Below are 25,688 nucleotides of genomic sequence, written 5' to 3' on the forward strand. Positions count from 1 at the left end.
CACTTAAACAGTTTCGAGGCATTATCCAGCCCGATCAAGATGAATGGCTGGTAGCCTAAGAGGATTCAATGGCAAAAGAAGACGTAATTGAAATGGCAGGTACTGTACTAGATACACTACCTAATACAATGTTCCGTGTTGAGCTGGAAAACGGTCACGTAGTTACTGCTCACATCTCTGGTAAGATGCGTAAAAACTACATCCGTATCCTTACTGGTGACAAAGTAACTGTGGAACTGACTCCTTACGATCTAACTAAAGGTCGCATCGTCTTCCGCGCACGTTAATTTTCATTCAAGATTAACGATGCAATGAAACCCAGCCACATGCTGGGTTTTATTTTATCTATTGAAAAGCGATTCGTTAGATAAAAAAACGCCGAAGTGTTATTAGCTCTTCGGCGTTATTGTTTTATCTATTCAATTTAATTAATGGGCTGGTTCCATTTCGCTGCTGAATTGGAAATCAAGTTCGCCATTAACAAAGTCAACACGAACCGAGCCTCCGTTAACCAAGCAACCAAATAGCAATTCATTCGCTAAAGGTTTCTTCAAGTTATCCTGAATGACACGTGCCATTGGTCGCGCACCCATTGATTTATCGTAACCTTTATCTGCCATCCAATCACGAGCACGATCTGATACTTCCATTGAAACACCACGTGCATCAAGTTGAGCTTGCAGCTCTACAATGAACTTATCGACCACCTGACCAATTACATCTTTCTCAAGATGGTTGAACCAAATAATGTTATCAAGACGGTTTCTAAACTCAGGTGTAAAGACACGCTTAATTTCAGTCATCGCATCATGACTATGATCTTGTTGGATAAGACCAATTGACTTACGCACAGTTTCCGTTACACCAGCGTTCGTTGTCATAACGAAAATCACGTTACGGAAATCCGCTTTACGACCGTTGTTATCTGTTAGCGTACCGTTATCCATTACCTGTAGTAGCAGGTTAAATACATCTGGATGCGCTTTTTCAATCTCATCAAGCAGTACCACTGAGTGCGGATGCTTGATCACAGCATCTGTTAACAGACCACCTTGATCGTATCCCACATAACCTGGTGGTGCACCAATCAAACGGCTTACTGTGTGACGCTCCATGTACTCAGACATGTCAAAGCGTAATAGCTCAATACCTAATGTACGAGCAAGTTGCACAGTCACTTCTGTTTTACCTACCCCTGTCGGGCCTGCAAACAAGAATGAACCTACAGGTTTATTTTCAGCACCAAGACCTGCACGGCTTAATTTGATGGTTTCAGTCAGTACATCAATGGCATCATTTTGACCGAATACCAGCATTTTAAGCTTGTCATCAAGGCTCTGTAATACATCACGATCGCTCGATGAAATCGATTTCTCAGGAATTCGTGCCATCTTCGCAATCATGGCTTCGATATCACTGACGTTCACAGTTTTCTTACGACGGTTAGCTGGTGCTAAACGACAACGTGCGCCCGCTTCATCAATAACGTCAATCGCTTTATCAGGTAAATGACGCTCATTAATGTATTTTGCTGAAAGCTCTACAGCTGCACGAATCGCTTTATTAGTAAAACGTACTTCATGGTGAGCTTCATATTTCGGCTTCAAACCCATCAAGATCTTAGTAGTGTCATCGAGTGATGGCTCAATCACATCAATTTTTTGGAAACGACGTGATAAGGCACGCTCTTTCTCAAAGATATTGCTGTACTCTTGATAAGTCGTCGAGCCCATACAACGTAATTTACCGCTACTTAGTAGAGGTTTAATTAAGTTAGCTGCATCAACTTGACCACCGGAAGCTGCACCTGCACCAATAATGGTGTGAATTTCATCAATGAACAGTACTGCATGATCTTCTTTCTCTAACTGCTTCAAAATACCTTTGAAACGTTTTTCGAAATCACCGCGATATTTAGTACCGGCTAATAGCGAACCAATATCCAATGAGTAAATCACACAATCTTGAATAATATCTGGTACTTGACCTTCAACGATACGCCAAGCTAAACCTTCAGCAATCGCTGTTTTACCCACACCAGCTTCACCAACTAATAATGGGTTATTCTTACGGCGGCGACATAATACCTGAACGGTGCGTTCAAGCTCTTTATCGCGACCAATTAACGGATCAATACCACCTGATTTCGCTAGTTGGTTAAGATTCGTTGCAAAGTTCTCTAGTTTATCTTCAGAGCTAGCCTCTGCACGTTGATCTTCGCCATTCCCCATATCTGAAGAATTTACATCATCATTATCGCTGTCTTTAACAGTACCGTGAGAGATAAAATTAACCACATCAAGACGGCTAATATCACTTTTCTTCAATAGATATGCAGCATGGGACTCTTGCTCGCTAAAAATCGCGACAAGTACGTTGGCACCAGTAACTTCACTACGGCCTGATGATTGAACATGGAATACTGCACGCTGTAAAACACGCTGGAAACTTAGCGTAGGTTGTGTTTCACGGCTTTCATCATCAGCGGGAATTAATGGCGTTGTTTGTTCGATGAATGAATCTAATTCACGACGCAATTGGTCTAAATCAGCGCGACACGCTAATAGAGCCTCTTGGGCCGCAACATTCTCTAACAGAGCTAACAGTAAATGTTCAACTGTCATAAACTCATGACGCTTTTCACGCGCACGGGCAAATGCACCGTTTAGACTCGCTTCAAGTTCTTTATTTAGCATAAGGCACCTCCCCTAAAAACCACTCGATATGGCGTGCCGGAAAAAGATTATGCTTTTTCCATTGTACACAGCAGCGGATGTTCATGTTCGCGTGCGTACATCATGACTTGAGCTACTTTTGTTTCTGCTACTTCTGCTGTAAAGGTTCCGCATACCGCCTTACCTTCATAATGAACAGCGAGCATCAACTGAGCAGCTTTCTCCAGATCCATGGAGAAGAACGTTTGTAACACTTCTATCACAAAATCCATCGGCGTGTAATCATCATTATTTAAGATCACTTTGTACATCGATGGTGGCTTAACCTGAATCTCTTCCTCTTCTAAAATATCGGAGTCAGGGCTAATCCATTCGTATAACTTACTCATAATTTCATCTTAGTTCATTAGTTCACAAGCTGGCTATAGCTACGCCAACAAAAAAGATTTTATCAAAATGTTACAAAGAACACTTGACTGACTTGCTCTTTTTACTAAAGTGTTACCTGTAGTAGATATAATCTGCATCAAAGCGCATTAGTATGCAAATAATCAAATGTATTAGTATACAGCTAATGCCAAATGGAACTTGAATGCAAGAGGGATGTAAAAGCATGGCAACAGGTACAGTGAAATGGTTCAATAACGCCAAAGGATTTGGTTTCATCTGCCCTGAGGATGGTGAAGGTGATATCTTCGCCCATTACTCTACAATCCAGATGGAAGGATACAGAACACTTAAGGCTGGTCAACAAGTTAACTATGAAGTTCAAGCCGGTCCTAAAGGTTACCATGCTAGTGAAATAGTCCTCGCTGATGGCGATGAAGCAAAGTAACCTTGTATCTCCCATTTTGTGCGTACTAAAGGTGAGTTCAGCTCGCCTTTCATTTATCTTGCAAACGAATCCCTACTTTCCCTCAATATGGCATCGCTAGCTAGACCATAATAACAAAGCACTAACTTGTCTACGCTCTTATCTTCAATTACCACGCCAAACCATACCTAAACAGCATTATCCAACGTATTCAATTACAGCAAACAAACTTACAAAGAGCGCTTATTTTGAATAAATAGTGAATAATCAAAAAAGTAATGAAACAGCCTTTATTTAAAACACTTTATTAACATATCACTTAACATGTTTTCATCATATGCCAAATGATTAGCATTGAAAACAGCTTACTTACTGTGATGTAGCACCTTTGAGATCTTAAGCACGAACCACTCAACTAAATGCCTAACAAACATACAGTTTGTGATTTTTAAATACAAAAAAGCCCAGCATTGCTGGGCTTTGGTATTCACAGAATCAATAGATTACATTTGTTCAATCATGTCATCAGCAAACTCAGAACACTTACGTAGTGTTGCGCCATCCATTAGACGCTCAAAATCATAAGTAACTGTCTTATTGCGAATTGCAGCTTCCATTGAGCTGATAATTAGATCTGCAGCTTCTGTCCAACCTAGGTGGCGAAGCATCATCTCAGCAGAAAGAATAAGAGAACCTGGGTTCACTTTATCTTGGCCAGCATACTTAGGTGCCGTACCGTGTGTCGCTTCAAACAGTGCAATACCATCACCGATATTTGCGCCCGGTGCGATACCGATACCACCAACCTGTGCAGCTAGTGCATCAGATACGTAGTCACCGTTAAGGTTCATGGTTGCAATTACATCGTACTCTGCTGGACGAAGTAGGATCTGTTGTAGGAATGCATCAGCGATACAGTCTTTAATTACGATCTCTTTACCCGTGTTTGGATTCTTCAATGTCATCCATGGACCGCCATCAAGCAGCTCAGCACCGAACTCTTGTAGCGCAACTTCGTAACCCCAATCTTTAAATGCACCTTCGGTAAACTTCATGATGTTACCTTTGTGCACTAATGTTAGTGAGTCACGATCGTTATCAATTGTGTATTGAAGCGCAGCACGAACTAGACGCTTAGTACCTTCTTCAGATACAGGCTTGATACCTACACCACACTGTTGTGGGAAACGGATTTTGGTTGCACCCATTTCATCTTGTAGGAACTTAATCACTTTATCAGCTTCAGCTGTACCCGCTTGGAACTCAACACCTGCATAGATATCTTCTGAGTTTTCACGGTAAATAACCATGTCAGTCAGTTCAGGTTGTTTAAGTGGGCTTGGTACGCCATCAAAGTAACGTACTGGACGTGCACATACGTAGAGATCAAGCTCTTGACGAAGTGCTACGTTTAGTGAACGGATACCACCACCAACAGGGGTAGTTAAAGGACCTTTAATTGCAACTTTGTATTCACGGATAAAATCTAGTGTTTCTTGTGGAAGCCACGCATCTTCACCGTATACTTGCGTCGATTTTTCGCCAGTGTAGATTTCCATCCATTCAATCTTACGATCACCAGCATATGCTTTGTTAACAGCCGCATCGACAACTTTAATCATTGCAGGGCTAACATCAACACCAATACCATCACCTTCAATGTAAGGAATGATTGGGTTGTTAGGGACGACCAATTTGCCATCAGAATCTAGGGTAATTTTCTGACCTGCAGCTGGTACAACTACTTTACTATCCATTTTAATCTCCTAGCGTCCATTTGTTATCTTTTTGTAAGATGCGAGCAAATCATACTTGAAATTTTATCAACACGCCAATCGTGTTATTTTCAAGTATAATAGGACGGTCTATATTACAAATCTCCATTACGGCCAGTATTTATGAAGCCAAACACCACGATTCGTCAACCAAAACGTGCCAATAATGAGCGCAGGGCATCAAGAAAATTAAATAAACCGAAGCGAGCTCGCGGTCCACAAAAGATCATTTTATTTAACAAACCTTTTAACACTCTCACGCAATTTTCGGGCGAACCGGGTGATAGCACCCTTGCCGATTTCATCCCTGTAAAAGATGTCTATCCTGCTGGACGCTTAGATAAAGATAGTGAAGGTTTACTGGTTTTAACTAATGATGGCGTCTTACAAGCTAGGCTAACTCAACCTAAATCGAAACAAGCAAAAGTGTATTGGGTACAAGTGGAAGGCGCACCAACAGAAGCTGACTTACAAGCACTGCGTGATGGCGTGGAATTAAAAGATGGCATGACACTGCCAGCAGGCGTAGAAGTTATTGAATCACCACAAGTTTGGGATCGTAATCCACCTATTCGTGAACGCAAAAACATTCCAACAACTTGGCTTGCAATTACTTTAAAAGAAGGCCGTAATCGCCAAGTTCGTCGTATGACTGCGCATATTGGTTTTCCAACACTACGTCTAATTCGTTATAAAATGGCGCAATGGACGGTTGATGATTTAGCCCCTGGTGAATGGCGCGAAGTTACCCTTGCAGCAACTACCCCAGCCTAACTCTACTTTTGATCTGTGTGTTTCTTTCATAAAAAGGAACACACAAATTATTGTTCAAAATGTAAAACACTCTTTCCTACTAAAAAAACTACACATTCATCACTATATCCATTATCATCCAAACAAATAGCAAACGTTTGCGTTAGATTCCAAACTTAATATATAACCTCTGTTTTATTGGCATTTTTTATTGTTAGTTATTGTATTAACAATGATTTTTAAGGTTATTTTAGTTTGGTACCTAGCACATAAAGCTATGTCTCTTATTTATTGAAGTGTGATTCTGCTCTCGATCTGTTTCAGCTCAATGCTTTCTGTTAGAATTACGCTCTTAACACTAAATTAGCGACTGAAGAGAAATATGTCAGATAACAGCCAAAAGAAAGTCATTGTCGGCATGTCCGGCGGCGTAGATTCATCGGTATCCGCTTACCTACTCCTTCAACAGGGTTATCAAGTTGAAGGCTTATTCATGAAAAACTGGGAAGAAGACGATAACGACGAATACTGCTCTGCTGCAGAAGATCTCGCTGATGCACAAGCTGTATGTGACAAGCTTGGTATTCCTCTGCACACCATCAACTTTGCAGCTGAATACTGGGATAACGTATTTGAATACTTCCTTGCTGAGTACAAAGCAGGCCGTACGCCAAACCCAGACATTCTATGTAACAAGGAAATCAAGTTTAAAGCTTTCCTTGAGTTTGCAGATGAAGTGCTTGAAGCAGATTACATTGCTATGGGTCACTACACACGTCGCAGCTTCCCTACTGTAGAAGGCGAAAAGCCTCAAATGCTACGCGGTGTCGACAACAACAAAGACCAAAGTTACTTCCTATACACATTAAGCCACGAGCAAATTGCACGTAGCCTATTCCCTGTAGGTGAGTTAGAAAAACCTGAAGTGCGCCGCATTGCGGAAGAGCAAGGTTTGATCACGGCGAAGAAGAAAGATTCAACCGGTATTTGTTTCATCGGTGAGCGTAAGTTCACGGAATTTTTAGGCAAATACCTACCAGCGCAGCCAGGTAAAATCGTTACCGCTGACGAAGGTAAAGAAATTGGTGAACACCAAGGTCTGATGTACCACACGCTAGGCCAACGTAAAGGCTTACACATTGGTGGTCAGAAAGGCGGCAACGGTCATGAAGATGCATGGTACGTTGTAGATAAAGACGTTGAAAACAACCTACTGATTGTTGGTCAAGGTAAAGATCATCCTCGTCTTAAATCTAATGGTTTAATTGCAAAGCAGCTTCACTGGGTTGATCGTCAACCAATCCGTGAAACCATGGCTTGTACGGTGAAGACACGTTACCGTCAGCAAGACATTCCTTGCACCATCATTCCTGTGGATGATGAAACCATTAAAGTGATTTTTGATGAGCCTCAAATTGCAGTTACTCCAGGTCAATCCGCGGTATTCTACAACGGTGAAATCTGCCTAGGTGGCGGCATTATCGAAGAGCGAATTTAAGGAGTTTCACCGTGGCTTACACTGTTTATGACCGAACAATCGCCTTTGCTGGTATTTGCCAAGCAGTAAAACTAGTACAGGAAGTTGCCCGCAACGGCAGCTGTGATAACGATATTTTAGCCGCAACATTAAATAGTATTGTTGAAACAAATCCTTCTAATACTATTGCTGTATATGGAAATGAAGCCAACTTACGCATGGGCTTAGAATCCATGATCCGTGACATTGATAACAGCTCATCAGGTAGCGAAATTACTCGCTACTTGGTTAGCGTAATGGCACTTGAGCGTAAGTTAGAAAGCCGTCGAGATAGCATGTCACAACTCGGTGATCGTATTGATATGATCAAACGCCAACGTGATCACTTTGAGCTACTTGACGAGCAAATGCTAAGTAATATCGCGAGTGTTTACCTTGATATTATTAGCCCGCTTGGCCCTCGCATCCAAGTATCAGGTACCCCTGCACAACTGCAGCAACCACACGTACAACATAAAGTACGTGCGCTATTGCTAGCTGCGGTACGTGGTGCGGTACTTTGGCGTCAAGTAGGTGGTAAACGTCGCCATTTATTGTTTGGTCGTAAACAAATGATCGAACAAGCAAAAATCTTGCTTGCTCGTAACTAAAGCGACAGATTGAGATTCATACTGCTTGGCTTGAGTGCTCCTCAAGCTAAGCAAACAATTTTGTTTTAACCCTTATAAATCAGGAGAAACCCAATATGGAACTGTCAGCATTGACTGCTGTTTCCCCAGTAGACGGCCGCTACGGAAGTAAAACAAGTGCGCTACGCAGCATCTTCAGTGAATTTGGTCTGCTAAAGTACCGTACTATCGTTGAAATCCGTTGGTTACAGAAATTGGCTGCTACTGACGCTATTGTGGAAGTTCCTGCATTCAGCGCTGAAGCAAACGCATTCTTAGATCGTATTGCGGCTGAGTTTAGTGAAGAAGATGCGCTACGTATTAAAACGATCGAGCGTACAACAAACCACGACGTTAAAGCGGTTGAGTACTTCTTAAAAGAAAAAGTAGCTGAAGTGCCAGAGCTTCACGCTGTTAACGAATTCATCCACTTTGCATGTACTTCAGAAGACATCAACAACCTTTCTCACGCGCTTATGCTGACAGAAGCTCGTGAAAAAGTGATGCTACCTGAAGTACGTAACGTAATTGATGCGATCAAAGATCTTGCTAATCAATTCCGTGATATTCCAATGCTAACTCGTACACACGGTCAGCCAGCTTCTCCATCAACAATGGGTAAAGAAATGGCAAACGTGGCGTACCGCATGGAACGTCAATACAAGCAAATCGAAAACGTTGAAATTCTTGGTAAGATCAACGGTGCTGTAGGTAACTACAACGCTCACCTTTCTGCTTACCCAGAAATCGATTGGCACCAATACAGTGAAGAGTTCGTGACCTCTCTAGGTATCACTTGGAACCCTTACACAACACAGATTGAACCACACGATTACATCGCAGAGCTATTCGATGCATTCGCACGTTTCAACACAATCCTTCTAGACTTCGACCGTGACGTTTGGGGCTACATTGCACTAGGTCACTTCAAGCAGAAGACAATTGCAGGTGAAATCGGCTCATCAACAATGCCGCACAAAGTTAACCCAATCGACTTTGAAAACTCTGAAGGTAACCTTGGCCTAGCGAATGCTATCTTCGGTCACTTAGCACAGAAACTGCCTGTTTCTCGCTGGCAGCGCGACCTAACTGACTCAACAGTACTTCGTAACCTAGGTGTAGGTTGTGGTTATGCAATTATTGCTTACACATCAACACTAAAAGGTATTAGCAAGCTAGAAGTTAACGCAGAAGCACTAGCTGCAGAGCTTGATAAGAACTGGGAAGTACTAGCAGAGCCAGTACAAACAGTGATGCGTCGTTACGGTATCGAGAAACCATACGAGAAGCTAAAAGAGCTAACTCGTGGTAAGCGTGTTGATGGCGAAGGTATGCGTGTATTCATCGATGGTCTTGAACTACCAGAGCACGAAAAAGCACGTCTAAAAGAGCTAACACCAGCTAACTACATTGGTGATGCTGTTAAGCTAACTGACAAGCTATAATTTCGTTATAAACGAGATCAAAAAAGGCGAGAAGGGTTACCTTTCTCGCCTTTTCTTTATCTCGAATTTATCGATTAAAGTTCCGTGAACATCACCAAACCGCGACGGTTCAATGCATTGGCTTTTAAGCTGTGCCCTTTCACGATGGGATTCTTCTCACCAAAATATTTCACTTCAAAATGATAATGACTTTCATCAATTCGCGCTTTTAAATAGCTTTCAATCGCATGTGAACGACGCAGCGATAAAGCTTCATTGTAGCTGTCACTACCTTGATAGTCGGTATGACCAGCAATTAAGATATCACCTGAAAGCGACTGAATTTTAGCAATAAAATCATCTAATTCTTTAATGTCTTGTGGTTTTAAAACCGCTTTATCAAAGTCAAAATGCGAGATCAAAGACAAGTATATCTTCTTATCTTCTGCTATTGCTTTCGGTTTAAGCTCTGCAATTAAAAACTTCTTCACGGTCAGATCATCAAACTTATTGATGTTTTCTTGGCTAACATAAGTATCTGTTGAGCAACCACCCAATAACGCTAATACACATAATACGAAGAATGATTTTTTCATTAGAATTTACCTACTAAGTTAATGAAGACACCTTTCGCGTTGTAATCATCGTTATGTACTAAATCATCATCAAATTTAGAAAAGTTATAACCCACACCAATTTTCACATTATCATTAATATGTTTATTCACAGACACTAATGCACCTTGCTCTAAATCATCAGTCACACGATCTTTTTTCCAGTGATATTCACCGGATATATCCCAGTCTTTCATCACTTTATAGCTGGCACTGACACCAGTTAGGAAGATCTCGTTCTTCACTGGCACATCGCTACTGTCTTTACGTTTATAAAGCTCAGATTTTTTCTTGTAAGCCCCTTTCAAACCAACATCAACATGGGCATTGACCGAATAAATCGTTTCACCTTCAACAATATGGCTTTTCTCATTATTGGTATCTTGCTCTTTTGAACTGTCAGTTTGATCGTAATCTTCTAAATAGGTATAGCGAGTTAAGAAATTCAGCCGATCATTAAAAATAGGACGATAAGCTAAGCCCACACTGCTTTCTGTGTAGCGTTCAACGACTTCGTTTTTCGTTTCATCTTTAGATTTCGAGTAATTAAACTTACCAAACAAGGTGTATTCATCGCTAAGGTGATGAACATAACGGTTAGTGGTAACAAATTGAGTGACTTTGCTATCACCTTTATCGACACGGTATTCCACTTTATTTTTTAAGCTGTAATCGTCTTTATCAACCGAGGTATAAACACTGATCCCACTTCGCTCAATATCACCATTATCTGTGCTTTTTAAGTTACTTTTTTCAAACGCAATACCAGCATCAACGTCATCGTTGACATCATAATCAAAGCCAAACGAGTTCACCTTGCCTTTGCCATTGTTATCATCCACAAACTGATTTTCTTGATAGAACGACAAGGTATCGGTGAGATCCGCTTTCTGACCAAAAACAATATTGTTTTCGTTATCGTAATCTTCTTGGATATAACTCGCGTAAGTAGAGTAGTAATCGTTAACTTGGTAATCCACTTTCGCTTGCAGTGAATCGCCGCGATCACCCGTGGCATATTCACCGGATAACGTCCAATCATCATTCAGCGCAAACTCAGCACCCACGGCAACGCTATCGTCCTGATCAAAACTTTGACTAGCATTAACGGTTTTCTGCCCTTTAACATAAACACTATTGTCATCGTTAAATTCATAATCGGCACGAACACCTACCAGATCACCAGAGCTTTGCTGATCATCATTATTAAGCTCATTAACATGACGACCTGCTGCGGCAATTTTTAGATGATCGGTGACTCGGTATTGGCCTTCAACTTCAACACGTTCGGTATCAGTAACTGTTTTACCGCTGCTATCTTGCTCATCTAAATGATCAAATCGAGTAGTTAATTGTGTTCTATCGCCAAACTGCAAACGTAGCTTCGAGCCATAAGCCAACTGTGCCAAGTTATCGTCTTGGCTGGCATAGGAATAGCCTAAATCTTTATCACGATACCAAGCTTCAATATCGTTACCGACAGCACCAAAGGTATCAGGCATAAAATCGTACAAGCTCGCGACAGCATGTACTTGGATCATGTCACCTTGACGTTTAGCACTTGGATTAGTGTTTTCAATTTTATCGAAACTTAAACCGCCATCTTTTGACAGGTAGTTACTATCGGTTTGCTGCCCTTCAGAATGAGAGAATTCCGCCGTTAAGTAACTCCCTTCAGTGGCTTTTAAGGTTAAGTCAGCCCCTGATAATTGATAATTCTGATTATCTTTTTGCTCTTGAACATAAGTACTACCAAGGGCAATGTTATCGGTAAGCCAACCTTTAACACGTCCACCCGTTGTCATTTGCTCTAATGCTTCGCTGCCGTTTGGCACATATTCATAATCAACCGATAAGTAGTTTTCGAGATCGTTATTGGTTGATGAATCTAATACCCCATCACCACCAGATTGTGACTGCTGACTTAATGGTTTATTCAGTACAATACGACCTTGGAACGGGTTAATGGTGTAATCACGACCCGATTGCAAAGTTTTACGGCTTTCCACAACACCTGTTTTACTGTTACGCACAACGAGAGTGACTTTGTCGCTGCCAGGTACAATTTCACCGTGACGAGTGCTGTATAAGCTACCACCAGTACCTAAAAATTCATCATGCGAAGAAAGCGTATCGGCTTGTGAAGCAAAAGCGGTAACAGCAAGCCGATCATCACCAAATGACGTGGTTTGACGAGTACGATAATCCCCTTTAAAACCATATAAGCTGCGGCTGTAATCTGCGTTTTCAGTACCGGTTAATCCAGTATTGAAATTACCCCACATGGCACTGGATTTATCATATTGCACATCCAGATAGACTTTACCTTTGGTATTAACGACTTTCTCAATATTAGCTTCATCACCATAGTTGCCATAATACATTTCGTCGTCATCGTCTAAGATATCAAATACCGTCGTGTCGTCTGCGGCAAACGGATGTTTGAACATATCTTTTAACGCTGATTCTTTAGTATCTACATGAGCAACAACCTGAAGCTTATCGCCAAACTTACCTTGACCGAAATAGGCTAAGCGACCACGGTTATAAATATCACCTTGGTATTGATCGTCCACGCCCAGCACATCTTTATTGCCAGAAACATGATTTTTTCCAAAATACAGATCCACTAAACCCGCTTGAGCATAGTAAGTATCCGGAATACGCACAAATAGCTGATAGTCACGCTCTTTGCCATCGTCATATTTCACTTTCACAGGGAACATGTAGGCATCGGTTGGCAAATACTTTTCTACATATAACTTGCCATCTTCCACCGTGTATTCATCTTCACCAATGGTGACAGTATCAACGCCCTTTAGCCCTGTACCCATCATTTTTGCCATGCCTGACGACGTGGGAATGTTATGACGCATCAATGTTGCACGACCATAAGTGCGCTTTTCATTGCTGTCATCATTATCAAGTTTATCGATTTCTACTTGTTTATCAGCATGGACTAAATCAGTAACACCGATTGTCGATATATCCATGTTGCCATCTTTATCCCAAACCTTGAGTCTAAAGATCAGTTGCTCCCCAGCTTTAAACTGATAGTTCGTTTCAGTTTTTCCGTCCCATTCAATATCAAAATCATTACTCAGTTCATCACCAGCCAGCACTTTCAATGGCTGAGATAAATGACGATCTTTGCCTCGGTATACCGCAAGTTGCCAACGCTTAATATAATGAGAGTAATTGGTTTGGATATTGAATCGAAGGCTATCTGTTACCTGATTGTGTTCAACTTCCACCTCATCACTAAGATCGACATTAAGCACAGGTGAAAATTTGGTGATATCACGAGTAGCCCAAATCGCACCTTCGTCTAAATAGATACGTGAGTTATCTTTCTGAGTGTGAATATCGGTTTTAACATCGGTAGATTCTGAGCTAATTAACGTTAATTCAGGATCACTTTGTGATGGATTTTCTGACGTATTTACAGGTTGAGCTTGAGCAATTAAAGGCAACGCCGTAATGATTAATAGTGTTATTTTACTTAGTTTAAACTGTTTCACTTTAACCTCTTTTGGCAACCACGCCGGATGTAAAAGAATCAATACTCATTCGGGTGAATAGCAATTCTTCTATCTTTACTTCCTTAATTTTGATCACGACATATAGGTGTTATCTGTGAACAAAATGGATACATAATTAATATGTAGACAGGCTAACAATTGGTCTTAAAAGGGTTAACTCATAAACATTGAAATATTTTGATTTTGAATTTCAGAGAAAAAAACACTGTTTACGTCAATTAATATTAAATACATGGCAAGATAAATTCATCATGGAAATTCAAGAGAAGCAAGATTCCCCCCCCTTTACATAAAAAAACATAAACATTTAAAATCATTGAGTTACAAAGAATAACCATATGATTTTATGATAGTAAAGAGTTTTGAATCCAATTTTCAGAATAATATTAATACCCCAATAGCAGTGATATTTTCACTGCCTCTCTCTATTTCCATTTAAAAGTCATAGTTATTATTGTCTCTTACTTTAATTACAAAAATGAAAATGACTTAGTTGTATTAATTGACTTATCCAATATCAACTCCCTCATAGATAGGTATTTATACTCGTTAAAGCACATAGTGAAATACATCTAGGAATATAGAACAACAGCAATAGATAGATTAATACGCGCACTGTTATTCATGGCAAGATAAATGATGACAAGTATTCGTTATATTAATGGGTATGAAAGCGACTCTTTGATATTAAAAAGAGTTTATACCCAAGTAACTTCAAGATGCAGTGTTCAGAGAGACGACCTTAGTTCTCAGGCGCGGCAACGATTCGTAGATATAGTGGTTCTACATTGAGAATCGTTAACAAAGTCTGAGAGCTAAGGACGCTCGCCCTTTGGGAGCGTGTCACTGAATCAGGCATCTTGAAGTCACTTGGGTATATAAAATAGATACAAAAAAGGCTGATGAGAATTCATCAGCCTTTGATTTATCGCTTAACTAATTAATGTTTGGTTTGAACACTGAAGTTAAACTTAGCCAGTGCATTTGGCGTTATACGCTGTACTTTCGGGTTTTCACTGATCACTTTCATTCCTGTTGGTAAAGAATCAGTATCAACTTTCACAAGGAAGTTCTTACCTTTTTTATCTTTCACCCACTGATCTGGAATGTGGTAACGACCAAATTGATCGGTTTCGATCTTGATCCCTTCAGTGGTAATTAAGCGAACCCCAGGGATACCATCTTCATAGATACCCAAGTTTTCAATCACGATCTCCCAAACATAACCCGTTTTCGCTTGGTATAGATTACGTGTCACATTCAGGTTTTCAGCGGAAAGCCCTTGCTTGGTATCACCGGTTAATGTACGTGTAATTTTACCATCGGCACCAAAGTGAACATGAGTACCATTGCTTGTTGTTACACTAAAAGCAAACGGTGTAGCTGTTGTCGTTTTAAAGCGGATCGCGACTTTATTACCTTGCTTCAAGGTTCTATTTTGCGATTGACCCATCAAGGATTTAACTGTGATACCACGGTTAATAGGTGCCGCTTGTTTTACATCACTCACGACAGTCGTTTTACCGTCACGCATTAAAGTTGTTGAATTGGCAACATAATCCCCTTTCGGTAAGTCCGTTTTTACAGTAATGCCTTTTGCTGTTGCATCGGCTTGGAAACCATCACCATTTAAGTCTTCAAATACTTTACCTATGATAGATGCAGTATCGAATAACTTATCTGCTTCAATTTCAACAACGGCTTTATCGACATTCGATTTGTCTTCACCACGGATCTGCGCAACAGCGGTATTCACATATTTACCAAACGTCACACCGGTACTTACACGCATAAGGTAACGAACACGCACTTTCTCACTTGATTTCAGATTAACCTTTCTAAAGGTTAATTGTCCTGAAATCACTGGCTCTTGGCTTAGCAATTCGTCATCTTTGGTATCAAACTCACCATCAGGGCCACTATGTACGATTTGGGTTGAACCTGCCACGTATTGAAAACCTGCTGGGTAATGGTCAACAACTGATACATCGAAGAAACTCGCTTTATTGTCGTTTTCTACCATCACTTCGTATTCAACCACGTCACCCACTTGTGCCGTCGCTTTTGATGCTGTTTTAGTTAGCTTCAAGTCGTACTCTGGCAGCATAGGTTTCACTTCAGATTCAAGCTTTTCAATATCCATTTTATGCGGTGTTGGAAAGCCAATGACCTTATTACCGATATACAGTGCTAGATAATCAATTTTATCTACAAGATCTTTATCTACCGTGGTTGTAAAGGTGTAGACCACTTTACTATGCGGAGCAATATGCAGATCGGTTTTGATATCAGCGTTATCAGAAAAATCACCAACAGTCGTACCATGCTCTTTACCCGTTGCTCTTACGGTGATTTCCCAGCCAGTAAAGGCATTAATATTACTACCTTGGTAATCCTTCGCCTTCACCTTTGAGAATTCACTCATAAAGCCAACGTTATTAGCAAACGCATCAGTATCATTCGCAAGTGTAATGGTATAAACCACTTCACCGCCAGGTACATAGATGTTTTCATCTTCACCCACATTGTTGTCGTCATAATCCGTTGTCGTAACAATGGTACCTGTAATTTCGGGCTCTAATGGTGGGACAAGATTACTTAATACATCTTGATCATTAACCTGCGCGATATTTTGAATCATGCCATTAGCACTATCTACAACCTTACCTGTTACTTTAAACGTAATGGTTTGTTTAGGTAGTAGATCAACCAAGAACTGACTCTCTGTTTGCGCTTCAACTTGCGCTCCTTGCGGTACGGTATCTACGACAAACTTAGTGCTACCTTTTACAAAAGCTGGACCTGTTGAACCATCACGATATTTCGTCTCAATCGCACTCATATCATCGTTAACTATCATGTCATTGATAATATTGGCAGATGTATTGGTAATGCTGAGTTCAAAGCTCAAATCATTATTAATAATATAGTGCGACTCAATACTTGCTTTGGTTGCTTCAAAACTGGTTTGCTCTGGCTTAACAGTTGCCGTTGCATCCTGTTTGTTCTCACCAAATGTCATGCTCGCAGTGTTAGTAATATCATCAACAATGTCATCAGCAGCAGTACCCATTACAGTAAATGTCACTGTATCTTGTGGCGCAATATCCATCACCACATTCACATCTTTATCTTCAGGTAAGTTTTGCTTTAGCTTATTTAAAGCAACATCCATCACTTTGGTGTTTTCATCACCAGCGACATAACTCACTTTCCAGTGTGTTAATGCAGGTGTTGATTGACCTAAGTTTGTTGTTGCTTCTATCTTGCTGATCAGATCTTGTAGCTCTACATGAGCGGCAAAACCTGCGCCAGTATTTTCAACTTTAATATCAAAACCTACTTCACCACCGTTCTTATAAGTCGCGTAAATAGCTTCTTTCGTTAAAATCACAGCACCTTCAATAGGTTCGATAGTCACTTCAGCATTATGATCATCACCATTAATATCAATCGCATGAGCGATATTGGTAATAGAACCAATCACGTTCTTATTCACATTCGCAGCAATATTTACCGTCACTGAAGAGTTAGGCGCGATATCTAAAATGATACTTTCATTGCTTTCTTGCTTAACAACCTTGCTATCGCCCAAGTCAGCAATTTTTGTCACAACCGAATTGGCATCAAAAGCACTGCCTGTTAATGGTGAGGTTGGCGTACCACCAGCGATTTCAGCTTCAATTTTTGATACTTCATCTTTGATATTAACGCCCGTCGCCCAACTCGCTTTGGTGTTATTCACTGTCACTGTGTAATTCACGGTTTGACCCGGAACAAACTCACTAATATCAGCTGTTTTCTCAATCGTGATTTCAGAAGCTTCAGGCGTGATCACAACTTCATTAGACGCTTGATCATTCGCATAGGCAGTATTGGCAATATTACCGACAACATCGCTTGCAACCTGAGCATTAACGGTTATTACCGCTTCACTATTTGGTGCTAAGTCCACTAATACCGATAAGCTGCGATCAGGGTTAGGTTTCACATAACCTTCACCAGTAGTAATCTTGCCAGATGTCACTTTGATTGATGATTTATCAAAAGCTAACCCTGTTCTATTACCTGCAAGTTCAGTTGTAATAGTATTAAATGCATCTGTCACTTTTACATTTGTTACCCATGCTTCTGAATTATTCTTCAGAGTTAGGCTATACGTCATGGTTTCATTTGGTACAAACGTTGGCTTGTTTACAGCCTTCTCTAGCGTAAATTCACCTTGCGTTGGGGTAATGGTCGCTTCAGCAGATTTATCACCCGCCACTGCTATGTTAGTAATATCCCCAACAATATTGCTTGCAACATTCGCTTCAATCTCAAAGTGTACTTTGCCATGTGGCGCAATACTGACCTGTGCCGATTCACTAGCCGTATTGATATCAACAAAGCTATCAAGGCTACCTTCAGATGTTGCTGAAACCTTAATCGTTGCAGGATCAAACGCAGCGACTTTCGTCCCTGTTGGATCAAGTGCTTCGATTTTTGATACTTCATCTTTTAGCAGTACATCCGTTACCCAACTATCAGAATCATTTGACAATGTCACTGTGTAAGTGATCTTCTGACCTTGAATAAAGGTATCGGTATCAGCGATCTTGGTTAACGTAAAATCACCTTGCTCTGGCGTGATAGTTACCGTTTCAGATGGCGTCTTTTCTTCACCTGCATAAGCGGTGTTATCAATTGTGCCAATCACGTTATCAGCAACAACAGCCGTTACTGTAAATGTCACCGAGCCTTTCGGCTTAATATCCGCCACAGCGTCAATGTTGTCAGTTGCATGACTGGTAACATATGAGCCATCAGATGCTGTAGCATCGACGGTTACCGAACTAAATGCAGCACCCGTTGTTGGTGATGTTGCATCATGTGCAATCTCAGCTGTAATTGACGTGAGTGCATCTTTGATCGGTAAATCGTTCAGCCATGCCTCACCATTATTTTCAACCGTGATGGTATATACCATTGCTTGACCAGGGATAAAGGTTGTTTTATCCACACTCTTGTGAATCACAAAATCCCCTTGCTCTGGCGTAATCACAACTTCATTAGACGCTTGATCATTCGCATAGGCAGTATTGGCAATATTACCGACAACATCGCTTGCAACCTGAGCATCAACGGTTATTACCGCTTCACTATTTGGTGCTAAATCCACTACAGCTGATGAGCTACCATCAGGGTTAGGCTTTACGTAACCTTCACCTACGATCACTTTGCCAGACGTCACTTTTATTGATGCTGGATTAAATGCTCCCCCAGTCTTACCACCAGCAACTTCAGTTTCAATACTATTAAAGGCATCAGTTACCTTCACATTCGTTACCCATGCTTCTGAATTATTCTTCAGAGTTAGGCTGTACGTCATGGTTTCATTAGGTACAAACGTTGGCTTGTTTACGTCTTTCGCTAGCGTAAATTCACCTTGCGTTGGAGTAATGGTCGCTTCGGCAGATTTATCACCCGCCATTGCTACGTTAGTAATATCCCCAACAATATTGCTTGCAACATTCGCTTCAATGTCAAAGTGTACTTTGCCATGTGGCGCAATACTGACCTGTGCAGATTCATTAGCCGTGTTGATATCAACAAAGCTATCAAGGCTACCTTCAGATGTTGCTGAAACCTTAATCGTTGCAGGATCAAACGCAGCGACTTTTGTGCCTGTTGGGTCAAGTGCTTCGATTTCCGATACTTCATCTTTTAGTAGTACATCCGTTACCCAGCTATCAGAATCATTCGATAACGTCACTGTGTAGGTGATCTTCTGACCTTGAATAAATGTGTCAGTGTCAGCATTCTTAGTTAACTCAAAATCACCTTGCTTAGGCGTGATAGTGACCTTTTCAGAAGGCGTATTATCACTTCCTGCATAAGCGGTGTTATCAATTGCACCAATAACGTTATCTGCAACGACAGCAGTCACTGTGAATGTCACCGAGCCTTTCGGTTTAATATCAGCCACAGCATCAATGTTGTCTGACGCATTGCTTGTCACAAATGAACCATCGGAAGCTTTCGCTTCAACTAATACAGAGCTAAATGCCGTACCTTCCGTCGGTGATGTCGCATCATGAGCAATCTCTGCTGTGATCGCTGTTAATTCATCTTTGATCGGCAAGTCATTCAGCCACGCATCACCTGTATTTTCTACCGTGATGGTGTAGTTGATCTCTTGCCCAGGTGTAAAGGTTTTATCATCATCTGCCACCTTTTTATGAATAACAAAGTCACTGTTTTGCGGTGGGATCTCCTGCGATGTGTTGTCTAAACCATTAACAAATGCATGATTAGGTTCAATCACACCAACCGCAGTATCTTTAATCATTGCTTCAACGGTAAAGTACACGGTTTGTTGTGGTGCAATATCCAGTTCAGTATCAAGCTGCTTATTATCTAAAGGCGTATTTACTGGTACAAAGGTATCAGGCAAACCAGATACACCACCTTCAACACGATAAGTAATGCGATAATCGCTATAAGCTGGCTCATTCTTATCACCCGCTACATCGACGCTTACATGTGATACAACGTCTTTAACTGTGATGTCATTTGCCCAGTTATTTGAACTATTCTGAACCTTAATTTCATATGTCGCTTTTTGTCCTGGAAGGTAATAGCTATTCGATGTGAACGGCTTACCATCAAGCTCAATGACATTTTTTGACGCTCTAATATCTTTAGGCTCAGAGGTTAATACAGCATCATCACTCTTCTTACCGAACACTGCGGTATTGGTAATATCCCCCAAAGCATCATCGCTAATGGTTGCATCCACTAAAATCGTTATTTTGCCGACTTTAGGAGCAAGAACTGCCTCAGCGTTAATATCATTCTGCCCCGTTGTTAGTGGGATTGTTGTAATGCCACCTTCAAATGCAGGCTCATTAACAGACCAATTGCTAAAAGGCGTACCTGTTGGATCTTGCTTACCATCACCTGATAATTCAGCGACGTTGGTAATTAATTTACTTAGCTCATCTTTCAATAGCGCTGTGTAACTCGTACCGTAGCCTTTGTTTGATAACTCAATTTTGTATTGGATTTTTTGGCCTGGTTGGTAAGTCTTAATTTCCTTACCGGCACTATCCATAACAATTTTCGTTAGCTCCACATTGGCAGGCAACATCTTAGAGGAAGGAGACTTAGGATGTAGCCTGTCTCCAACATTTGCTTCATTGTGGAAAGTACCAACAATGGTAGGTTTAATATGCGCTGTGATATTAAACGTCACCTCGTTTTCAGGACCAATATCAACTGTTGTATCAAGCACTTGAGTTGAAGGTGCAAAATCTGCCACTTTACTAAATGCATCTTGATGAGCAAAAGCATGAGCAATCAATACATCATCAAAAACAGGCTCTTCCACACCATTAACGGTTTTTGCTGTGATAGTAGATAGATCGTCTTTTATCGATAAATCATCAATATTCGCAGTGCTTTGGTTAGTAACCGTCACCTGATACTCAATGTAACCACCCGGCATATAGCCTTTAAGATCGGGCAGTTTATTTTTCTCGTCATCGTAGTAAGCAACAATCGTCTTGTTAGCAATGTATTTTGCAGTAACAGGGTTTGTAACCACTTCGGTGGTATTACCATTTACATCTAAGGCATTGGTAATTGGGCCAACCGCATCCATGTTTACAACAGCATTAACGCTATAAACAGCAGTACCGCCTAGAGGAATAATGGTATCCGTTGTATTAATACTGCCAGTTTTGTCATAGTGACCTGCGAAGTACCATGTTTTATATTCACCGCTGTATTTATCTGTTGTTGTAACAGATGAGAACGCAGGCGCTTGATTACCATGAACATCCAGCACTTTCACGTCAGCAAGTAAATCCTTAACATGGACATCAAAGGCATGGGCTTTACCCGTGTTTTTAACGGTTAAGGTGTAATGTAATGGTTTTCCTGGTTCATAGCTTTTCTGATCGACCTTCTTTTCAATTTCTAATTTCGGCTCATAAGGTTCAACCACTAAGTCAGGATCGTTATTAAAAGTAATATCACCAACTGCATCGTCACGTACCGTACCTGTAACGGTATAAATCACTTTATCTTTTGGTGCGACATCAATCATAGTGTTGATGTTTTTGTTATTAGCAACAGTGCCGTCTAACGAACCATCCGTTGAAGTTGATGGAAGGTCGTGCCCAGTTACTTCTGACTTCTCTACTGATACGGTGAACACAGGGCCAGAACCATGATCAAACGGGTTACCTTCTGAAGTTGTACCGTCTTTATTGATAGTCGTTACTTTTAGTCCTTCGAGATCATCAAAAATGGTTCTATCGTTCATATAACCCAAGCTTGAAGATGCCGTGATGGTATAAACGATTTGTGTTTTACCTGGAATATAATGTGATTCATTCAAATGGCGAGTGACATCACCACCTGTATTGGCACGTTGTACAGTAGCATCTGCATATGCAGTGATCGGCTCCATCTTGCCGTTTTTCAATGTAAAGTAAGAGACTTCAGCAACGTTTTTCAGCCATTCATCCACCACATTATCTTTAATAATCGCCGTGATTCGATAAGTCGCATTGTCGCCAGCCTCACCTTTTTTCGCTAATTGCAATTCATCATGCAAGTCGACATTTTCAGCAAGCGGCTCTTCACTTCCCTCACCAACTTGCTTGGTAATTGTCCATGAACGGTAAGGCGTACCTGTAATATCGGCATGTTTGTTGTCGCCGTTATTTGCCAGTAAAACATCAACACCAATGATCTTGTCACTAACAACGACATTATCGACAGCATTCGCACTGTTATTAACAACACGTACTGTCCAAGTATATTTGTCACCTGGGTGATAACGTTTAAAATCAGGATCACCGTATTTGTAGATACTAATGCTATTGACCGATGTATTATCTTCATTGACATCAACAGAGGCATCAAAATGATCACCCGCATTATCCGTTGCAGTTACAACGTTAGTGATCTTACCCTTACCTACTGCCTTTTCAGACACTAAGCCTTTTACATGAATACGTAATGTTTGATGCGGTGCTAAATCAAAGCGAGCATTATTAATATCTTTGGTACTTTCACTCGCACTTGCTTCTGTTGTTGGGTAACCAAATAGCTCTGTTCCTTGCCCACGATCTTCTGTTGCAGGGTTCTTCTCATCATCAATGATTTCCCACCACACTTTCCATGTATCAAAAATGCCTAATGTTGAGATCGAATCTGATACATGACCATCATTCACATAACCATCACGATCATAATTTTGGATATCAATGGTGTACTCAAGTGGTTGTCCAACCGTATAAACACTGTTCGACACTAACTTACGTAAACGTAAACGAGGCTCAGCTGGAACAACATCAACGTTAGCTGTTTTGATAACTTCGCCTGTACGTGCCAATTTAGCTTGTGCTTGGTTAGTAAATTTGCCCCAAATCACATGATCTTTACTACGTGGATCAATATTGGCAGTTACAGTAAATGTGACGGAGCCTTCAGCTGGAACATTAACAACGCTCTCTAAATCTTTATTATTTACAGGTGCTTTAACAACTTCCGCCCCACCGTCAGTCGCTGTTGATACTGTCCAGGACTTGAATACAGGTACCTCTTCACCCTTTTTTTCAAGTAACTCTGCTTTTATTTGAGAAATAGCATCCTTGACTGTGACATTTTTAGCAAAGCCCGCTGGTGCTGGGTTAGTAACTTTAATGGTGTAAGTAAACTCATCATCGTTATAACCATAAGCACGCCAGCCATCACTATTTGCGCCTTTAACATGCTTTTCTATGTTCAAGTTTTCTAAACGTGGCGTGGTAATAACTGTCGATTTACCTTGCTGTTTACCCTCACCAGCATAGGCTGTGTTAGAGATAACACCGACGATGTCATGCTTAGTTTTAGCGGTAACAATGTATTTCACCGACTCATTCGGGAAAATGGTTGCTTTTACATCAATAGGATTTTTATTTAAATCACCATTAACATCAGGATTTGAATGTTCACCTTGATCTGTAGTTACACGAATACTCCCTTCAACAAATGGATATACCATCTTACCGTCAGCATTCTCTGCCGTGATTTCATCTAATTTATCAACCACAGGAATATCAAGTAACAAACCATTCGATGGGTTTTTTACTTCAATGGTATAAGTAATATCTTCACCCGGAGTGAACTTGTCTTGATCTACCGATTTCTTAATTTGGATCTTACCCTTTGGCATATCAATACCAGAGCCAGACTCATCAAAGTCATCACCACAAGCATTAGAATCTTGAATATGTCCAATCGTGGTGTCTTTCACTTTTGCTTTGATCGTATATTCGATATAAGAATTGGGCGCTAAATCGACAACAAAGTTAATGTCATCCGTTCTGTGTGCCGACGGGTTATTCGCAGCAACACCTGCATCAGTACCTTTATCAGTATTTTGAGCATCAATACTGTCGATATACCAATACTCAAATGGCGCCTCATCTGCACCTGTCGATTGCGTAGTAGCAGGACATGTCATCAGCTTATCTAATAAACTAATGTTGTTCGCAAACTTATGCTTATCTGTATTCTTAACTCTTAATTTATAAGTGATTTCATTACCAGGTGAATACTCACTTTCAATCACTCTTTTCGTATTTTGTGTCTTGGTTACAAGTTGAGTATTTGCATTCACTAATTCCGTTTCAGCAACTTGCTGACTTTTTGCATCAAGCAACAATGCTTTATTACTGATCTCTGCAATAGCAACAGCAGTTGTTGTCGCTGTTACCGTATAGGTAATTTTACCCTTAGCAGGTAATGTCACAGTGTCATCAAGATCAGTATCTTTTAGAGGAGAAGATAATGAAGAATCAGCACCGTTTTCAACGGCAACAGCAATATCCCACGTTGTAAACGGGCTAGACTTATCTTCGTCGGTATGTGACCAGTTATTATTGTCGTCGATATTATTATTTGCAGCTTGTGACTGAATAGATGAAAGCGTATCAATCACATGATAATTACGTGCAGTACCTGCATGAGCAGCATTTTCAACCACTACGGTATAGGTAATTTTCTTACCTGTTTGATATGCCGAATTAGCAACGGTTTTAGTAATAGAAACATCTGGCAGTAAATAATGAGTGACAACCGCATCTAATTCTTTTTTAAACCAGAAGCCTTTTTTAAATGAAACATGATCACTGGTATTAATATCGCCAATAGCATTTTCAACAGTCTTAGCTGTAATAATATAAGTAATTGACTCTGATGGTGCTACAGTAATATTTGTTACTTCTAAATTACCAGAAGAATTAAAGACACCCGCATCACTATTTACACCAACTTCTGTCGCTTTATTGGAAACGGTAGAAAAAGCTAACCCTTCGCTACCAGAATCAAGCATCGTAGTGATATCTGCAATTAATGCATTTAACTTTATATTTTTATAACTACTATCTTCAGAGTTGTTTTTAATGATTAATGTATATTTAACTGATGAGCCTGCATCATAATTCTTTGGTGCACTTATTGTTACAACCAAATCATCGGTAATATTCGCTTGTGCTGGAAGCACAGATAAACCAGTTATACATATCAATAAAGATAATATGAACCTTACTAATGTCGATAACAAACGCATAAGCTTTCCGTATATCTTCCTATTAATTATTTTTACACCTTATTTATGCTGACTAGGTGTCCCTATGAATTAACATTAACAAGAGAAAGATACGGGGTTAACTCATATGTTATGAATAACATTGAATTGAAAAATCAGAACAAACTGCCATTTTTAAAATACACTTTAAAACAAGGCACCTCATAATCAACAAAAAATTATTAACAAACAAAAACAAAGACTTACACTAAAAATAGAGCTTAAATTAAAATAAAAAAAACTAAATCAGTAAATTTATAAGCGCAAGTTTAGCAAATTAATAAACATTAATATCATTGAAACTTTTACACCAAAAA

12 protein-coding genes are annotated in these 25,688 nt (G+C 40.3%); 6 read left to right on the forward strand and 6 right to left on the reverse strand.

Features of this window, described 5'->3' with window-relative positions; genetic code table 11:
* Positions 1-68 precede the first annotated feature (68 nt).
* Positions 69-287 carry a translation initiation factor IF-1 gene (gene infA / locus Q7657_RS18800; RefSeq protein ID WP_005368778.1) on the forward strand — a complete coding sequence of 73 codons (219 nt, stop codon included), beginning with the start codon at positions 69-71 and terminating at the stop codon, positions 285-287.
* 141 nt (positions 288-428) lie between these two features.
* Here the strand turns inward: infA and clpA are convergent, their stop codons facing one another.
* Together clpA and clpS are read right to left on the reverse strand one after the other, a co-directional pair.
* Positions 429-2,696, reverse strand: a complete 2,268-nt coding sequence (clpA, locus tag Q7657_RS18805) for an ATP-dependent Clp protease ATP-binding subunit ClpA (RefSeq protein WP_107165363.1) — start codon at positions 2,694-2,696, stop codon at positions 429-431.
* 47 nt (positions 2,697-2,743) lie between these two features.
* Complete coding sequence (gene clpS, locus Q7657_RS18810) at positions 2,744-3,064, reverse strand: ATP-dependent Clp protease adapter ClpS (protein ID WP_053986919.1); 321 nt, start codon at positions 3,062-3,064, stop codon at positions 2,744-2,746.
* Positions 3,065-3,288: 224 nt separating this feature from the next.
* On the opposite strand from clpS, the gene cspD reads away from it, so the two are divergent.
* Positions 3,289-3,510, forward strand: a complete 222-nt coding sequence (gene cspD, locus Q7657_RS18815) for a cold shock domain-containing protein CspD (protein ID WP_008987524.1) — start codon at positions 3,289-3,291, stop codon at positions 3,508-3,510.
* A 482-nt stretch (positions 3,511-3,992) separates the two neighbouring features.
* Here cspD and icd read toward each other — a convergent pair whose 3' ends face one another.
* The gene (gene icd, locus Q7657_RS18820) at positions 3,993-5,246 is read right to left on the reverse strand and encodes an NADP-dependent isocitrate dehydrogenase (RefSeq protein ID WP_053986920.1); all 1,254 of its coding nucleotides are present in this window, start codon (positions 5,244-5,246) and stop codon (positions 3,993-3,995) included.
* Positions 5,247-5,387: 141 nt separating this feature from the next.
* Here icd and rluE point away from each other — a divergent pair, with 141 nt between their 5' ends.
* The 4 genes from rluE to purB all read left to right on the forward strand — a co-directional run bounded on the left by rluE (position 5,388) and on the right by purB (position 9,607).
* Entirely contained in the window at positions 5,388-6,038 is a 651-nt protein-coding gene (gene rluE, locus Q7657_RS18825) for a 23S rRNA pseudouridine(2457) synthase RluE (protein WP_107165364.1), read from the forward strand.
* Between the two features lie 361 nt (positions 6,039-6,399).
* Entirely contained in the window at positions 6,400-7,515 is a 1,116-nt protein-coding gene (mnmA, locus tag Q7657_RS18830) for a tRNA 2-thiouridine(34) synthase MnmA (protein ID WP_107165365.1), read from the forward strand.
* A gap of 11 nt (positions 7,516-7,526) precedes the next feature.
* Complete coding sequence (gene hflD, locus Q7657_RS18835; RefSeq protein WP_107165366.1) at positions 7,527-8,144, forward strand: high frequency lysogenization protein HflD; 618 nt, start codon at positions 7,527-7,529, stop codon at positions 8,142-8,144.
* Positions 8,145-8,239: 95 nt separating this feature from the next.
* On the forward strand, positions 8,240-9,607 hold the full coding sequence (gene purB, locus Q7657_RS18840; protein WP_008987529.1) for an adenylosuccinate lyase: 1,368 nt from the start codon (positions 8,240-8,242) through the stop codon (positions 9,605-9,607).
* Between the two features lie 74 nt (positions 9,608-9,681).
* On the opposite strand, the gene Q7657_RS18845 is transcribed toward purB, so the two are convergent.
* From Q7657_RS18845 to Q7657_RS18855, 3 genes are all read right to left on the reverse strand, one after another.
* On the reverse strand, positions 9,682-10,182 hold the full coding sequence (locus Q7657_RS18845; protein ID WP_107165367.1) for an OmpA family protein: 501 nt from the start codon (positions 10,180-10,182) through the stop codon (positions 9,682-9,684).
* Entirely contained in the window at positions 10,182-13,721 is a 3,540-nt protein-coding gene (locus Q7657_RS18850; protein WP_107165368.1) for a putative outer membrane beta-barrel protein, read from the reverse strand. The genes Q7657_RS18845 and Q7657_RS18850 overlap by 1 nt, the downstream gene beginning before the upstream one ends.
* Before the next feature lie 961 nt (positions 13,722-14,682).
* Positions 14,683-25,287, reverse strand: coding sequence for a DUF11 domain-containing protein (locus tag Q7657_RS18855; protein WP_181319793.1), 10,605 nt, complete (start codon positions 25,285-25,287; stop codon positions 14,683-14,685).
* Positions 25,288-25,688: the final 401 nt, after the last annotated feature.

The sequence above is a fragment of the Candidatus Photobacterium acropomis genome (assembly GCF_030685555.1).
In the GTDB taxonomy this organism is placed as follows: domain Bacteria; phylum Pseudomonadota; class Gammaproteobacteria; order Enterobacterales; family Vibrionaceae; genus Photobacterium; species Photobacterium lucens.

Bases quoted from the DNA above. Each gene is read 5' to 3' on its own strand.
- infA (WP_005368778.1), top strand. From the start codon at position 69: ATGGCAAAAGAAGACGTAATTGAAATGGCAGGTACTGTACTAGATACA.
- clpA (WP_107165363.1), bottom strand. From the start codon at position 2,696: ATGCTAAATAAAGAACTTGAAGCGAGTCTAAACGGTGCATTTGCCCGT.
- clpS (WP_053986919.1), bottom strand. From the start codon at position 3,064: ATGAGTAAGTTATACGAATGGATTAGCCCTGACTCCGATATTTTAGAA.
- cspD (WP_008987524.1), top strand. From the start codon at position 3,289: ATGGCAACAGGTACAGTGAAATGGTTCAATAACGCCAAAGGATTTGGT.
- icd (WP_053986920.1), bottom strand. From the start codon at position 5,246: ATGGATAGTAAAGTAGTTGTACCAGCTGCAGGTCAGAAAATTACCCTA.
- rluE (WP_107165364.1), top strand. From the start codon at position 5,388: ATGAAGCCAAACACCACGATTCGTCAACCAAAACGTGCCAATAATGAG.
- mnmA (WP_107165365.1), top strand. From the start codon at position 6,400: ATGTCAGATAACAGCCAAAAGAAAGTCATTGTCGGCATGTCCGGCGGC.
- purB (WP_008987529.1), top strand. From the start codon at position 8,240: ATGGAACTGTCAGCATTGACTGCTGTTTCCCCAGTAGACGGCCGCTAC.
- Q7657_RS18845 (WP_107165367.1), bottom strand. From the start codon at position 10,182: ATGAAAAAATCATTCTTCGTATTATGTGTATTAGCGTTATTGGGTGGT.